The following is a 16,193-nucleotide window of genomic DNA, read 5'->3' as shown; positions in this document are numbered from 1 at the left end:
TAAGAGGAAAATTATTACTTAAAAGGGAAAAAAATAACTTAAAAATTATTGATTTTATGAATATTCAGACGTTAATTCATCAACAATTAAACCATCTTCTAAAGTTTGAATTACTCCTAAAGCTGCTCTTTCACCAGAAATCATAGCTGCATTCAAAGAACCATTCAATAATTGATCACCTGCTAAAAAGATAGTAGATTTTAACTTCGTTTCAGTACTAGAAATTTCGTATTGCAGATTAGAAAGTTTGGGTAATGCTTTTTTAATTTGATACCTTTTTAAGAAAATAGCTCCAGAAATTGCACAATAGTTATCTAAATCATCTTGTACTTTTTTAAGTAATTCTTTTTCGTTTAAAGTATGATTTTTGACTACAGTAACAGATAAAAGTTCTTTATTGCCTTTAGATGCAGTTGCCACACTTGTGTGATAAAAAATGTTATTTACAAGGGAATTTTCATCAGCAATTAAACCAATTAATGGTTTTTGTAGCACTCTTTTTTCTGTTTTAAAATAAAGCGTATCACAACTTTTCCAATCAGTTTCTTGATTTTTTAAGTTCGCTATTAAGCTACTAGCTTCAGTTGCAATAATTGTAATATGACTTTTTAGTTCAGTATTATTTTCTAGAACGATTTTATCATCTAAAACTTCTTTTACTTTTGTATTAAATAAAAATTCAGTATTTTCTAATTTATTTTTTAATTGATTAGAAATTTCTTGAATTCCATTTTTAGGGATAACTGCATTGCCTTCTCCAAACATTTTATAAACAAATTGAAACATTCTACTAGAAGTTTCTAAATTTGATTCTAGAAAAATTCCACTAAAAAAAGGTTTGAAAAAATTAGAAATTATTTTATCAGAAAAGCCATAATCTTTTAAATATTGTAGTGTGGTTTGTTCTTTTTCTTTAAAAATAGCAGCAATTTTCTTTTTCTTTAAAAGGATATTTAATTTCAAGATTTTTCTCTTATCAGAAAAAGAACCAACAGAAGCAAAAACTGTTAGAAACAAGAGAGATAAACTTCTTAATGGGTCTCCAATAGTTTGCGTCTTTCCATTATTAAATATAGTTGCACCAGGCATTAATGTTTGTAATTCTAAATCAGAAAAACTTAAATACTTTTTTGTAGCAGGATACGCACTTAATAGGACTTGAAAGCCATGATCTAAAATATAATCATCAACAATGTCAGACTTTACTCTACCACCAACAGTTGAAGTAGCTTCAATTATAACAGGTGAGTAACCATGATTTTCTAAAACTTGAGCAGCTATTAAACCACTAACTCCAGCACCAATAATGTATATCTTATATTCAGATTTTTTCATTTTTCAAATTTTCAATTTGTTCTTGTTTTCTTAAGTATGCTGTCAAAATTCTTTGCACATCTCTATTGTCTCTTTTTGGTTGTAGATAGAATTGATAATCTTCGGGGTTCGTAAAGTTATCAGCAATATTTTTTTCTATATAACCAAATCCTTGGTAGTTACCATTTAAAATCAAAGCAAAACCTATTTCAGTTGTAAAACGTCCTTTTTCTTTAATTACTCTATTTTCTGTTGATAAACTAATTGATTTTATAGCTTTATGCACCCTTTTATTGTAACTTTTAACAGATTCTTTGTCGCAACAAATACCTTTACAGTTCTTAATTTGATGATGAAAACATTGCCTAACGTTTTCTTGTAAATGACAATATTTTGGGCACAAATTATGGGCTTCACATAATTTTTCTAAAAAATTTCGACATTCTTGTATAGAATAAAAACTTGCAATCGCATTAAAAGAAGGTTTTAATTTATTAAATGCTAGGTGTAAAATTCCTTTTTGATCTGTATAAGAAAATAAACCAATAGATTCATTTCTGTTTTTTTGAGAACGATTGTATTTTGGATATTTATTTTTTATTTCTGATGACTCTAGTAAAAGTGCCAATAATTCGCTGCCAGTTTCTTCATAAGAAATGTGTGCAGTTTCCAAACATAGTTCTCTTTCTTTTTTCTTTTTATCATAAAAATGACTAATTACTCTTTGCTTAATATTTATAGCTTTGCCAACATAAATAATCTCTTTTTGACTATTTTTAAAATAATAAACACCAGATGTTGAAGGTAAATCATCTACAATTTTTTTATCTAAAAGCGGGGGTAAAGTAGCTTGCTTTGAACGTGGATTTAAAAAAGAGTTTACAATAAAATTTTGATCTCTTTCTAGTAACCTTTTAAAGAGTTCAGTTGTTGCTTCAGCATCACCTTTTGCTCTATGTCTTCCATTTATTGGAATCTTTTCTCCAGCACAAATGTTGCCTAAACTATAAGAGCGTAAACCAGGCATAATTTTTCTTGATAAACGGACAGTACATAGTTTTTTGCGTTTAAAATCGAACCCTAAATTTTTAAATTCATCTTTGATGATATTATAGTCGAAGTTTACATTGTGTGCTACAAAAATGGTGTCTTTGGTAATCTCTTCAACTTGTTTGGCAATCTCATAAAATTTAGGAGCATACCTAACCATGGCATTTGTAATCCCAGTTAAATTGGTAATAAAAGGAGGAATATTTTGTTCAGGATTAACAAGTGATGTAAATTCATTCAGTATTTTTTGACCATCAAAAATAAAAATAGAAATTTCGGTAATTTTCTGCCCTTTAAATCCATTTCCTGTGGTTTCTATGTCAATTACACTATACAATTACCCAACAATATTTTTTAAATCTGATATAGTAGCAGTTGGGTTTTCGCTCTTAAAAACAAAACTACCAGCTACCAAAACATCAGCTCCTGCTTCTATTAGAGCATTTGCATTTTTATTAGTAACTCCACCATCGATTTCTATTTTGCAATCAGAATTTACAAACTCAATTAAATGACTTAATTGACGTACTTTTTTATACGTATTTGGTATAAATGATTGCCCCCCAAAACCAGGGTTTACACTCATTAAACAAACCAAATCTAAATCTGCAATAATATCTTCTAAAACAGCAATTGGTGTATGAGGATTTAAAGCAACTCCAGCTTTCATTCCAGCAGCTTTTATAGCTTGTACAGTTCTATGTAAATGCGTACAAGCCTCATAATGCACAGTTAATACATCTGCCCCTAAATCTGCAAAAGTTTGTATGTATCTATCAGGATCTACAATCATTAAATGTACATCTACAGTTTTTTTAGCATGTTTAGTAATTGCTTTTAAAACTGGCATTCCAAAAGAAATATTAGGTACAAAAACACCATCCATAATATCTATGTGAAACCAATCTGCTTCACTAGTATTCACCATTTCTATATCTCTCTGTAAATTAGCGAAGTCTGCTGCTAAAATTGAAGGTGCAATTAAGTTGCTCATTGTAATATTTTGGTTTTAACAAAGATAATTATTTAGGTTTATCATTAGTAAAAAAGATAGTTATATTGCTAAAAGAAATCTACTTTTGTTATCATCAACTAAAAAATATGAGTTTATTACAAGATTTAGAAATTAGAAGTGCAAGTAAATGCGAATTATGTTCATCAACCTCTGGTTTAACGATTTACGAAGTAAAACCAAAATTGACTGGTGGAGGTGGAGTAGATGGAAGTGTATTAGCTTGTGAAACTTGTGTAACTCAAATTGAAACCCCTGAATTGACAGACGCAAATCATTGGCGTTGTTTAAATGATTCTATGTGGAGTGAATTTAGAGCAGTAAAAGTTGTGGCATGGAGAATGTTATCGCGTTTAAGAAGAGAAGGTTGGCCACAAGATTTGTTAGATATGATGTATTTAGAAGACGAAGAATTACGTTTTGCTAAAGAATCTGGAGATCATTTAGAAGAAAGTGAAAAGATAGTTCATAGAGATGCAAATGGTGCAGTTTTACAGGCTGGAGATTCTGTGGTTTTAATTAAAGATTTAAAAGTGAAAGGTTCTAGCTTGGTTGCCAAACAAGGTACAGCAGTTAGAAGAATTTCTTTAGACCATGAAAATGCAAAATATATTGAAGGTAAAGTTGGGGCAACCCAAATAGTAATTATTACTGATTATGTTAAGAAAATGGCAGAGAAAGAGTAAGTTAAAAAAACTCTCCTTTATATTCCCAAAACTTCATTACAAATAAAACCACATATACAGTTGCTACTGAAAACTTAATTGTTGCAGATGCTAAAAAACCAATAAATGCCCCAAAAGAAGCTTTTATTGCTCTGTTTGTATCTTTGCTATCATACACTAATTCACCTATTAAAGCACCAAAGAAAGCTCCGATTAATATACCAAAAAGTATAGGAGAAAGTAAACCAATAATTAAACCAATTGTTGTACCATACACTCCATATTTACTGCCTCCAAATCGTTTTGTACCCATAGCAGGAATAACATAATCTAACACCCAAATTACAATAGCAATTGCTAAAGTAATGCCTAGAAAAGTCCAATTCATAGGTATTATTTCAGTAAAATGCAATAATAGTAAACCAAACCAACCAGTTATTGGTCCTGGTAGAATTGGTAGAAAAGAGCCGATAATACCTAGTAAAGTTAATAGAAATCCAAGAATTAGTAAAAAAATATCCATAAATGTATTTAATAGTTTGACGATGCAAATTTGAGTTTGTTACAAATTATATAACTAAAAAATTAGTTTAAACTAATTTTTTAGTTATATTTGGTTATTAAACAAATAAAAAAATAATGAACAAACAACTAACAAAAGCAGAAGAGCAGATAATGCAGGTTTTATGGATGTTAAAAGTAGCCTCTGTAAAAGAGGTTATAGAAAAATTACCAGAACCTAAACCTGCCTATAATACTGTTTCTACAATTATTAGAATTTTAGAAACTAAAGAGTTTGTTGCCCATAAACCAGAAGGTAGAGGTTATGTATATTATCCAATTGTAGATAAAGAAACGTATAGTAACCAGAGTTTACATAAATTAATGAATGGGTATTTTAATGGTTCATTCAAAAGTTTGGTATCCTTTTTTGTAAAAGAAAACAATATGGATATCAATGAATTAGAATCAATTTTAAAAGAGATTGATAAAAACAAAAAGCTATGATAAATTATATCCTCCAAGTCATTTTATATCAAGTATTATTCTTGATGATTTATGATTTCTTTTTAAGCAAAGAAACCTTTTTTACAAAAAACAGATGGTATTTGTTATTAACTCCAATTTTATCATTTATAATTCCGTTGATAAAAATACCGACTTTTCAAAAAGCTGTTTCGCAAGATTTTATTATACAACTACCAGAAATTGTATTATCTCCTGAAAAAGTGATACAAAATAGCTTTGAACCTCAAAATATAGAAACTTCTGTTAATTATATTAATATCTTATTTTGGTTAGGTGTTGTTGTTTTCTTAATATTATTTTTAGTCAAGTTGATAAAAATTATCAACTTAATTCGCTCAAATGAAATTATTAGGAAATCAGATTTTAAATTGATTTTAATCCCAAAACAAAGAAAAGCCTTCTCATTTTTTAATTATATTTTTTTAGGAAAAGAGATTAAAGATAATCAAAAAGAAAAAGTAATTCAACATGAATTAGTTCATAGCAAACAAAAGCACACTTTAGATTTATTATTCTTTGAAATTTTAAAAATTGTGATGTGGTTTAACCCTATGCTATATTTCTATCAGAAAAGAATAACGCTTGTTCACGAATATATTTCTGATGCTGAAGTTGCAAAATTAGCATCAAAAGAACAATATATCAATAATCTATTATCTAACTTTTTTCAGGTTGAAAATATCGGTTTTGTAAATCAATTTTACAAAAGTTCATTTGTGAAAAGAAGAGTACTTATGATTACTAAAAAACAATCGAAACAAATCAATCAATTTAAATATTTGTTGTTGATTCCTGTATTGGTATTTATGTTTTTTTATAGTTCTTGTTCATCTAGTAAAAGTCAGTTTGAAAAGAGAACGATTACACATTATAGAATCGCTGATGGTAAGTTATTTAGCTATAAAGGTGATAAAGAAACTTATTTTGATTCTTATTTTGGAGTAGACCCTAAAGGTCTTTTAGAAGAAATACCTTTTGATGAATTACCAGAAGAAATCAAAGAGCAAGAGTATGCTAAATTTAGATCATTTCGAAAAAAATTTAATGGAAATCTATCATTTTCAAATATGTTAAAATTCGATAAATTTTTTAAAACACCAGATGGAAGAATAGCTAGGGGTAGTATTGGTAATAATTTTACATCTATTCATCCAGATAAGCTTGGAGATGAACTTTTATTTATCAGATTAAGTAAAAGACCAACTTTTCCTGGCTGTGAAGAAGGAGATTCTGAATGTTTTTTAGAAAAACTTGACCAACATTTCTTTAATAATTTTGATAAAACAATCTTAACAGATTTGGAATTAGATACAAAAAAAGTGAAAGTTCTTGTAGATTTTAATATTAATACAAATGGATTTGTAGAAGATATTGATGTTAAAGCTCCTAATAAAATTATTGGAGAGGAAGCTATAAAAGTTATAGCAGCTTTACCAAAAATGACAGGAGGCGAAAAATACGGAAAACCTATCAAAGCTAATTATAAACTCCCTTTTACAATATTAATAGAATAATTATGATAAACTATATTCTACAAGTCATATTTTTCCAAGTATTGTTCTTGGCGATTTATGATTTCTTTTTAAGCAAAGAAACTTTTTTTACAAAAAATAGATGGTATTTGTTATTGACTCCAATTTTATCATTTGTAATTCCGTTGATAAAAATACCGACTTTTCAAAAAGCAATTTCGCAAGATTATTTAATTGTATTTCCAGAAATTGTACTAAATCCTGATAAGGTAATTCAGCAAAGTATTGAGAAGTATAATTTTGAAACATCTCTGAATTATATAGTTGTTTTGTTTTGGGTTGGTGTAGTATTTTTTACGATGTTATTTTTTATAAGATTGATGAAAATAATCAGTTTAATCAATAAGAATACTGTTATAGAAAAGCCGGATTTTAAGTTAATTTTCTTACCCAAACAGACAAAAGCATTTTCATTTTTTAGCTACATTTTTTTAGGAAAAGATGTTCCTGATAATCAACAAGAAAAAATTATTCAACATGAGTTGGTTCATGCAAAACAAAAGCACACGCTTGATTTATTGTTTTTTGAAACTCTAAAAATTATCATGTGGTTTAACCCAATACTATATTTTTATCAAAAAAGAATAACGCTTGTACACGAATATATCTCTGACGCTAAAGTTGCAAAATTAGCATCAAAAGAACAATATATCAATAACCTATTATCTAACTTTTTTCAGGTTGAAAATATCGCTTTTGTAAATCAGTTTTTTAACAAAAGTCAAATTAAAAAAAGAATTATTATGATGACAAAAAAACAAAGTAAAAAAATGAATCAATTCAAATATTTGCTGTTAATCCCAATATTAATCAGTATGGTTTTTTATAGTGCTTGTTCTGAAGAAAATATTATAACTAAAGGGAATAAAATTTCTGTTAAAAAACAGAAAATCAGATATTCTCAATTTGGAGAGGGAGGAATTAATGGGCAAAAAACTGATAAAACTAGCTATCTTGATGTTTATTTTGGAACAAGAGCTCCTAAATGGATTGAAATATCTTATGATGATTTAACTTTTGAAGAATCAGAAGAATATGAGTACTATTTAAATAAAATCAATAATTCAAATAATTCGTTTTCTAATTTTGTTACTCTTAAAGTTTACCAAAGAAAGGATGGTAGAAGAGTAGTTGCTACAATTATTGATATGGAAAAATTTAGAAAGAGCAAAAAGCTTAAAAATGGAGCAGAAGATATATCTGAAGAAGTCTCATTTATGAAAGTAGATCAAGCACCAACTTTTCCTGGTTGTGAAGAAGGAGATAAAGCCTGTTTTTCAAAAAAAGTTCAACAACATTTTGCAAAGAATTTTAATGCAGATATGGTTAAAAATCTAGGTTTATCATCAGGTAGAAAAAGAGTTTATATTGGTTTTAAAATTGATAAAACAGGAAATATTATAGATATACAAGCAAGAGCACCACATAAAGACATTAAAGATGAAGTGATTTCTGTGATGCAGTCTCTACCAAAGGTAAAACCAGGTAAAGTAAATAATGAAGAAATCGCAGTAAAATTTTCAATTCCTTTTACGTTAAATGTAGAATAAATTTAACCTCCATGAAAAAGAATTTTGTAATAATTATATCGTTTTTAACATTTTTAAACCTAGATGCTCAAACTCCAAATTTTACTATTTCTGATAGTTTGTTTGCCATTGGTAGGTATAAAATGGCATTAAAAAGTTTAAAGAATCATAAACCTTCATTTTTATCAAACTATAAAAAAGGAGTAATTTTTGAATCTATAGACGATCATAAAAAGGCAATTCATTCTTTTGAAAAAGCACTAACTTTTAAAGATGATTATAAAACCAAACTAAAACTTGCCAAGAGTTATCGTGCTTTAAAGAAGTCAAAAAAAGCTATTAAAATCTATGAAGATATTATTGCTAAAGACTCCTTAAACCTAGTCTTAAAATACCAATTGGGTAAGTTGTATATCATCACTAAAAATCCAAAAAAAGCAGTGGCTACATTTAAAAGTTTAGTTAAAAACGATAAAGAGAATGCTAATTATTCTTATCATTTAGCTTTGTCTTATGCATTACAAGGTAAAAGAGACCCAATGATAAATTGTTTGATAGCTACTTTTGAGAAAGATACTTTACATATTAAAGCTATTACAAGGTTGGCAAAAAGTTTCAAAAAGTTAAATGATAAAGATTCTACACAACTTTTTGTTGATAAAGGTTTAGTAATTTCACCCAATCATTTAGACTTAAACAAGTTAAAAATCAATCAGTTGTATAAAGATAAGAAGTATGCTGAAACTATTCCATTATTAATAAATTTAGACACTTTATATAAGAAAGAAACTTATGGAATGTCTATGTTAGGCAGAAGTTATTATCATTTAGATAGTTTAAAAAAAGCAAAAAAATATTTCAAAAAATTATCTTTTACAGATAGAGAAAACTTTAAAGCGAACACCTATTTAGGGCATATTGCAATGTTTCAAAAAGATTACAGAGCTGCTTGGTTCAATTATATGGTGGCTACAACAAAAGGAAAAGAAAAAAGAGACGAAGAATATTATGGTTTGGCAACCATGTTTTATGAAACAAAAAAACCAAAACAAGCTATTAAAGCTTTTGAGAATGCTTATAAAGAAAATTTTGGAAATTACAGAGCATTATATCAATTGGCTAAAATGAGTGATGATTACTATAAAGAAAAGAAAATAGCATATAGGCACTATATTAATTATGTTGAAAAATTTTATGACAAAGATGAAGATATGACAGCTTTTGTAAAACGTAGAATAAAAGAAATTAAAAAAGAATATTTTTTAAGAGGAGAAAGTTTAAAATAGAATTACTTAAATTTTAGTAATTTCACGTTTTAATTAAAATAATGTTATTCCGTGTTTTTTCTTTTGTAATGCTAGTTATGATAATCACTTCTTGTGATAAATTTTCATTTTCAAAAAAGAAAGATTTACCTCAAATAGATACTATAATTGACTTTACTTCTGTTGATACATATCCATCTTTTAAAGAATGTGACTCTTTAATAGACAAAGAAAAAAAATCAATTTGCTTTAGAAATACCATACATCAAAAAATAGGAGAGGAGTTAAGTAAACACTCTTTTAAAATTAAAGATTCTATTGATGAAACTATTTTGGTTGATTTGATAATTAATTCTGATGGTAAAATTACTTTTGAAGCATTGCAGTCATCAGAAAAAATTAAAAAAGAACTTCCTGAATTAGATAGTATTATTCATCTTTCTGTAGACAATTTGCCAACTATTTTCCCTGCGATAAAAAAAAGGTATAAAGTTACAACCAAGTATCAATTACCAATAAGAATAAAACTCCAAGAATAATTTAATTCAACATTCCCCAAAGTTTATCTTTGAGTTCTTGTAAACCAATTTGAGCAACAGAAGAGATAAATAAAGCTTCAATGCCTTTTGGTATTTCCGCTTTAATTTCTGCCTTTAACTCGTCATCTAACATATCTGTTTTAGAAATGGCTAATAATCGATCTTTATCTAATAATTCTGGATTGTGCTTTTTAAGCTCATTCAACAAGATTTCATATTCTTTGTTGATATCATCAGAATCAGCAGGAACTAAAAATAATAACGCAGAATTACGCTCTATATGCCTTAAAAAACGATGTCCTAAACCTTTACCTTCTGCAGCACCTTCTATAATTCCAGGAATATCTGCCATCACAAATGTTTGATGATTTCTGTGTTCTACAATTCCTAAATTGGGTTTTAATGTGGTAAATGCATAATCTGCAATTTTGGGTTTTGCAGCTGTAATTACTGATAATAAAGTAGATTTCCCAGCATTAGGGAAACCAACTAAACCTACATCAGCTAAAAGTTTTAATTCAATACGAAACCAGCCATCTAAACCATCCATTCCTGGTTGTGCATATCTAGGAGTTTGGTTTGTAGAGGATTTAAAGTTCCAGTTTCCTAATCCGCCTTTTCCTCCAGATAATAAAATTACTTCTTTACCATCTTCTGTAATTTCATGTAAAATTTCATCTGTGTCAGCATCTCTAATAATAGTACCTAAAGGCACATCTATATAAACATCTTCACCATCAGCACCAGAACTTCTACTTTTACTTCCTGCTCCACCACCTTCTGCTCTAAAATGACGTTTAAATTTTAGATGGAAAAGTGTCCACATATTTTTATCTCCACGTAAAATAATGTGTCCTCCACGTCCACCATCACCACCATCAGAACCACCTTTTGTAATGAACTTTTCTCTGTGTAAATGTGCAGAGCCTTGCCCACCTTTTCCAGAAGAAGCATATATTTTTATGTAGTCAACGAAATTTCCTTCTGTCATAGTTTTTAAGTTTAGATTCAAAATACCTAACAGCCACTGGCTGTTCTCCTTTTAATTTCAAATCTTCTGTCATTTTCTTTTTGTTTATTTGTTAAACTGTTTAGTCGTTACAACGAATAAACTAATAAACGTATTTACGTATAAACATTTTTAAAGTTTGTCAAATACTTCAGAAATACGTTTGGTAATATCTGCTATAGAACCAACACCATTAATACCATAATATTTGTGCTGACCATCAAAGTAGTCTTTTAAAATAGCAGTTTTTGTATTGTATTCATTAAAACGATTTCTTATTTTACCTTCATCAGTATCATCTGTTCTGCCACTAGTTTTACCTCTTTCTAATAATCGAGTAACTAATGTATTTTCTGGAACTTCAAGAGCTATCATTGCATTTATCTGTTCTCCTTTTTCTGATAAAAATTCATCTAAAGCTTCAGCTTGAGATTGTGTTCTTGGAAAACCATCAAAAATAAAACCATTTGCGTCAGCATTTTTTTCTACTTCAGCTTTTAGCATATTAATAGTTACTTCATCTGGTACTAAATCACCTTTATCCATGTATTTTTTGGCAAGCAAGCCTAATTCAGTTTGATTTTTAATATTAAATCTGAAAACATCTCCTGTAGAAATATGCACTAAATTGTACATATCTTTTAAAAATGTTGCTTGTGTTCCTTTTCCTGCTCCTGGAGGTCCAAATAATACTATGTTTTTCATTCTTGGTTCTGGTGTTAGTTGGTATATTTCTGGGTAGTTTCTGCCTAAACCATCATAGTCTAAACCATACCCAACAATAAACTTATCTTCAATGTTTTTACCTATATAATCTATAGGTAGTTCTTTTCTAAATACATCTGGCTTAAAAAATAAAGTAGCTACTTTTAACTGCTTTACATTCTTGTCTCTAAATATATTATAAATTTCTTGTAATGTAGCTCCTGTATCGATAATATCTTCTAGAATAATAACAGTTCTGTTAGATAAATCTTCATTAATACCTACTAAATGCTTAATTTTTTCTGATGAAGATGTACCTTCATAAGAAGCTAATTTAACAAAAGATACTTCACAATTACCATTAAACTCTCTGATAAAATCTGCTGCAAATAAAAAACATCCATTTAAAATTCCTACAAAAATGGGTATTTCATTTTTAGGTAAATCTTCTTTTACTTTTTCAGCTAAAAATTTTACAATAATTTTTATTTCATCCTTATTAATATAAGGCTTAAAGTATAAATCGTGAAGTTTGATGATGCTCATAATAATTGCTAATTAATTAAAAAATTAAAAAAACCGTTTTGGTTACTGAAAGAAATCAGCAAAAACAAAACGGTTTTAAAAATTGAATATAAAATTAATCGTTTTTTTCTTCTTTTTTAGATGTATCAAACATAATAGGTGTAGCTACAAATAATGATGAATATGTACCAACTGCTACACCAATAATTAATGCAAACATAAAACCTTTAATAGAATCTCCTCCAAATAAGAAAATAGCTAACATTACTAGCAATGTAGTTAAAGAGGTATTAATGGTTCTACCTAAAGTAGAACTTAATGCCTTATCTACAACTTCGCTATATTTCCATTTGGTATGGATACCTGCAAACTCTCTAATTCTATCGAAAATAACCACTGTATCATTCAGAGAATAACCAACAACGGTTAATAATGCTGCAATGAAAGATTGCCCAATTTCCATATCAAAAGGCATAAAGCTGTAAGTAATTGAGAATACGCCCAATACTATTAGTACATCATGAAAAACAGCTACAACTGCACCAATTGAAAAAGATACTTTTCTAAAACGTAGTAAAATATATAAGAAAACAACTAACAAAGAGCCAAATACAGCATATAAAGCTGATGTTTTAATATCGTCTGCAATAGTAGGTTCTACTTTTATAGAACTCATAACGCCAGCACCTTCTTTTTCAAAACCAGGTTTAAAGTTTTCGTAGCTTAAATTACCTAAATACGATTTTAAGCCTGTATATAATGTATTTTGAACTTCATCATCTATTTCAGTACCTTTTTCATCAATTTTATAAACAGTTGTTATTTTTAATTGATTTGCAGTACCATATGCTTTAACCTCTGGTGCAGTACCAAAAGCATCTTTTAATTTACCTGCTACTTCTGTTGCATTCATATCTTGATCAAAACGTACTACATAAGAACGACCTCCTTTAAAGTCAACTCCTTGCTTTAATCCGATAGAGAAAATAGAAACTAAACCTCCAATTATAATTGCTCCTGAAATGATGTAAGCAATTTTACGTTTCCTTAAGAATTCTACATTAATATTTTGGAACCATCCTTTAGAAACAGAAGTGTTAAAAGTTAAATTTGTTCCTTTATTTACTGCTCTATCAATTAAAATACGAGAAATAAATACTGCTGTAAATAATGATGTAGCAATACCAATCATTAATGTTAATGCAAAACCTTTAATTGGTCCAGTACCAAAAACATATAAAATAATACCTGTTAAAAGAGTTGTAATATTTGCATCAATAATTGCTGATAATGCCCCTTTTATAGAGAATCCTTCTTCTACAGATTGTTTTAGACCTTTCTTTTTAAATAAGCCTTCTTTAATTCTTTCAAAGATGATAACATTTGCATCTACAGACATACCTATCGTTAAAATAATACCTGCTATACCTGGTAAAGTTAATACAGCACCAAATGATGCCAAAATACCAAATATGAATAAAATGTTTATCACTAAAGCAATATCTGCATATAAACCAGCTTTACCATAATATAGAATCATCCAAAGTAAAACTAAAACAATAGCTAAACCAAATGATAAGAAAGATGCATCAATTGCTTCTTGACCTAATGAGGGCCCAACTATTTCAGCTTGAATCATTCTTGCAGCTGCTGGTAGTTTACCCGCTTTTAATACAGTTGCAATATCTTCTGCTTCAGCAACTGTCATAGATCCACCAGAAATTGAAGACATACTACCTAATTTACCTTTTATAATAGGAGCAGAATAAACATTATCATCTAATATAATAGCTACATATTTACCAATATTTTCTCCTGTTAGTTTACTCCATTGTTTAGTTCCTGAACTATTCATAGTCATACTAACTTCTGGTTTATTTAATTGATCAAAGACTTGAGAAGCATCAGCAATTACATCTCCTTCAATATTAGGTTTGTTTTTTCTGTTCCCTTTTATAGCATACAAGTTGATTCTCGGATTTTCGTTAAATTCACCAACAAAATTTTCAGGTTTTTTTGGAGTAAATGGTTTATAATCCCATAAAAATTTTGTATTTCTTAATTTAGTAGATAATAAAGCCTTAACTTCTTTTGTTTTTAATAATTTATTTACAGTAGAAGTATCAGTAACTTTAGCGCTCGCAACAACAGAACTAGTATATCCTTGAGGTATTTGATATGTAGGGAAATCTAAATATGTTTGTAAAGTTTTTTGGTTTACTTTTGTAGAATCTGTTTCTTCACCTAATAAATCGTCGATATCATCTTTTTTAGTAGTGTCTTTTTCTTTTTCTAAAATAGAATCGTCTTTAAGCATTTCTGCTACTTTAGCATTGGCAGCAAAGAAAAAGTTTTGTACTTCTGCATTTGTATGTACTTCCCAAAATTGTAATTCGGCTTTACTTGTAATTAATTTAGTTACACGTTCAATATCTTTTGCACCAGGTAATTCAATTTGAATTCTACCAGAGTTTCCAATTCTCTGAATTTTTGGAGATGATACCCCAAATTTATCAATTCTACTTCTTAAAACTTCAAGAGTGGTAACAATAGAGCTGTTAATTTCTTCTTGTAGCGTTTCTCTAACAGTAATATTTGCTTCGTTAAAAGTGATTTTTTCACTTAATGCTTTAGTCCCAAAAATAGACGGGTCACTTAATTTGGTATCTCCAGCAATTTTTTCAAATTCTTCAAAAAATAAATCTAAATAGTTTAGGCTACTTTGTTTTTGCCTAACATCTGCAGCTTCTAGAGCCTTGTTAAATACTTCGTTTTTAGAGTCATTAGATAAGCTTTTTAAAACTTCTTTTACAGATACTTGTAAAATAGCATTGATACCACCTTTTAAATCAAGACCAAGATTCATTTCTTTGTCTTTTACATCATTATAAGTATATTTAGCAATACCTATGTCTATAATATCTTTATTGGCAACACTATCTAAATACTTTCTTTCAAAACTAGCTTTTTCTCTAGCTGTATTAGTTTCTGTAGCTCTGTTTTTTGAATACTCTACAGCATCATCTTCAACTTTGTTAGCTAAAAACGTAAATGATAATTGGTATAAACTAACTAATCCAAAAAGGAGTGCGAATAGTTTAATAAGTCCTTTATTTTGCATTTTTTAATATATTTTAGGTCAAATTTTTAAAACGAGCAAATATATAGCTTCTCGTTAATTTTGACAATAATTTTTATTGATTGTTTTTTGTTATTATGATTTTGATAATCAATAGTTTATTCAATTAAACTTGAATATAACTAAAGTTTTATATGAAGAGTTTATATGGCCCAGCTCTTACTTCTGGTTCTTTGTATGAAGTGTTGTTTTTTACAAAACCTGAATTACTAGTTGCTTTTAGTTTTGTTTTAAATAATGCATTTGCTTTTAGTATTTCTAAATTTTTTACAAAAGCGATGGTATAGGTTGGTGTAGTTCTATCAGAATTAAGTTTTATTTCTAATAAACAATTATCGTGAGATTTTGAGGCATCTATGATATCTTGAATTTCATAAACACCAATATTATAATAAGCTAAATCTTCTTTTTTATTTTCGTTAATAGGTAAATTACCTTCTTCAAAAAGAGCTTCTTTAATATGTTCTACGTTAATAACACTGTGGTAAGATATTCTTAAAACCCCTTTTTTGGTTTCTTTAATTTTGATGTTTTTAACGCCAACTTTTAATAATTTCTCTCTTACATTAGCAATGGTGTTTTTAATGTTTTTATTATTAACCTTACCATCTACAAATTCAACAACTATTTCTTGATTAGGTATATGAACCTGCTCTTGAAATGCTCCAAAGACAATAAATAACAATAAAAATAAAGTACTGATGTACCATTTTGCTTTCATGCACCAAATATATAAAAAAGAATACTAGTATTACAGGGGAAGTTATCCTTAAAACAATTTTAATAAAAAATGATTTTTAAGGATAATTCATTTTTATTCATTTATTCTATGTGAATATTATGAATTTTTAAATGAAATTATATTAAATTTATGCATTTA

At 28.2% G+C, this 16,193-nt stretch carries 14 protein-coding genes; 6 read left to right on the top strand and 8 right to left on the bottom strand.

What is annotated here, in order from left to right:
• Positions 1–54 precede the first annotated feature (54 nt).
• The 3 genes from BTO18_RS09205 to rpe are packed head-to-tail and all read right to left on the bottom strand — an operon-like array spanning position 55 to position 3,358.
• Positions 55–1,335, bottom strand: coding sequence for an FAD-dependent oxidoreductase (locus tag BTO18_RS09205; protein WP_105015941.1), 1,281 nt, complete (start codon positions 1,333–1,335; stop codon positions 55–57).
• Positions 1,322–2,701 carry an exonuclease domain-containing protein gene (locus BTO18_RS09200; RefSeq protein ID WP_105015940.1) on the bottom strand — a complete coding sequence of 460 codons (1,380 nt, stop codon included), beginning with the start codon at positions 2,699–2,701 and terminating at the stop codon, positions 1,322–1,324. Before BTO18_RS09200 ends, BTO18_RS09205 begins: the two co-directional genes overlap by 14 nt.
• Positions 2,702–3,358, bottom strand: a complete 657-nt coding sequence (gene rpe, locus BTO18_RS09195) for a ribulose-phosphate 3-epimerase (RefSeq protein ID WP_105015939.1) — start codon at positions 3,356–3,358, stop codon at positions 2,702–2,704.
• Between the two features lie 107 nt (positions 3,359–3,465).
• Here rpe and BTO18_RS09190 point away from each other — a divergent pair, with 107 nt between their 5' ends.
• Positions 3,466–4,062, top strand: coding sequence for a PhnA domain-containing protein (locus BTO18_RS09190; RefSeq protein ID WP_105015938.1), 597 nt, complete (start codon positions 3,466–3,468; stop codon positions 4,060–4,062).
• A 1-nt stretch (position 4,063) separates the two neighbouring features.
• On the opposite strand, the gene BTO18_RS09185 is transcribed toward BTO18_RS09190, so the two are convergent.
• Positions 4,064–4,564: a DUF456 domain-containing protein gene (locus BTO18_RS09185; protein WP_105015937.1), complete on the bottom strand. Its 501-nt coding sequence runs from the start codon at positions 4,562–4,564 to the stop codon at positions 4,064–4,066.
• Positions 4,565–4,680: 116 nt separating this feature from the next.
• On the opposite strand from BTO18_RS09185, the gene BTO18_RS09180 reads away from it, so the two are divergent.
• From BTO18_RS09180 to BTO18_RS09160, 5 genes are read left to right on the top strand one after another with little or no spacing between them, the layout of a single operon-like run.
• On the top strand, positions 4,681–5,049 hold the full coding sequence (locus tag BTO18_RS09180) for a BlaI/MecI/CopY family transcriptional regulator (RefSeq protein WP_105015936.1): 369 nt from the start codon (positions 4,681–4,683) through the stop codon (positions 5,047–5,049).
• The gene (locus tag BTO18_RS09175) at positions 5,046–6,584 is read left to right on the top strand and encodes a M56 family metallopeptidase (RefSeq protein WP_105015935.1); all 1,539 of its coding nucleotides are present in this window, start codon (positions 5,046–5,048) and stop codon (positions 6,582–6,584) included. The genes BTO18_RS09180 and BTO18_RS09175 overlap by 4 nt, the downstream gene beginning before the upstream one ends.
• A gap of 2 nt (positions 6,585–6,586) precedes the next feature.
• The gene (locus BTO18_RS09170; RefSeq protein ID WP_105015934.1) at positions 6,587–8,152 is read left to right on the top strand and encodes a M56 family metallopeptidase; all 1,566 of its coding nucleotides are present in this window, start codon (positions 6,587–6,589) and stop codon (positions 8,150–8,152) included.
• An 11-nt stretch (positions 8,153–8,163) separates the two neighbouring features.
• A complete protein-coding gene (locus tag BTO18_RS09165; protein WP_105015933.1) occupies positions 8,164–9,417 on the top strand; it encodes a tetratricopeptide repeat protein in 1,254 nt (417 codons plus the stop codon).
• A 41-nt stretch (positions 9,418–9,458) separates the two neighbouring features.
• Positions 9,459–9,935 carry a hypothetical protein gene (locus tag BTO18_RS09160; protein ID WP_105015932.1) on the top strand — a complete coding sequence of 159 codons (477 nt, stop codon included), beginning with the start codon at positions 9,459–9,461 and terminating at the stop codon, positions 9,933–9,935.
• Position 9,936: 1 nt separating this feature from the next.
• Here the strand turns inward: BTO18_RS09160 and obgE are convergent, their stop codons facing one another.
• From obgE to BTO18_RS09140, 4 genes are all read right to left on the bottom strand, one after another.
• Positions 9,937–10,926 carry a GTPase ObgE gene (obgE, locus tag BTO18_RS09155; protein ID WP_105015931.1) on the bottom strand — a complete coding sequence of 330 codons (990 nt, stop codon included), beginning with the start codon at positions 10,924–10,926 and terminating at the stop codon, positions 9,937–9,939.
• A gap of 150 nt (positions 10,927–11,076) precedes the next feature.
• The gene (locus BTO18_RS09150) at positions 11,077–12,195 is read right to left on the bottom strand and encodes an adenylate kinase (protein WP_105015930.1); all 1,119 of its coding nucleotides are present in this window, start codon (positions 12,193–12,195) and stop codon (positions 11,077–11,079) included.
• Between the two features lie 94 nt (positions 12,196–12,289).
• Positions 12,290–15,295, bottom strand: coding sequence for a protein translocase subunit SecDF (secDF, locus tag BTO18_RS09145; RefSeq protein WP_105015929.1), 3,006 nt, complete (start codon positions 15,293–15,295; stop codon positions 12,290–12,292).
• A gap of 148 nt (positions 15,296–15,443) precedes the next feature.
• Positions 15,444–16,034: a hypothetical protein gene (locus tag BTO18_RS09140; RefSeq protein ID WP_105015928.1), complete on the bottom strand. Its 591-nt coding sequence runs from the start codon at positions 16,032–16,034 to the stop codon at positions 15,444–15,446.
• Between the last annotated feature and the right edge of the window lie 159 nt (positions 16,035–16,193).

It is taken from the genome of Polaribacter porphyrae (assembly GCF_002954685.1).
Classification (GTDB): Bacteria; Bacteroidota; Bacteroidia; order Flavobacteriales; family Flavobacteriaceae; genus Polaribacter; species Polaribacter porphyrae.
Note: the sequence above shows the minus strand (reverse complement) of the source record. Positions and strands in the feature narration are given on the sequence as shown.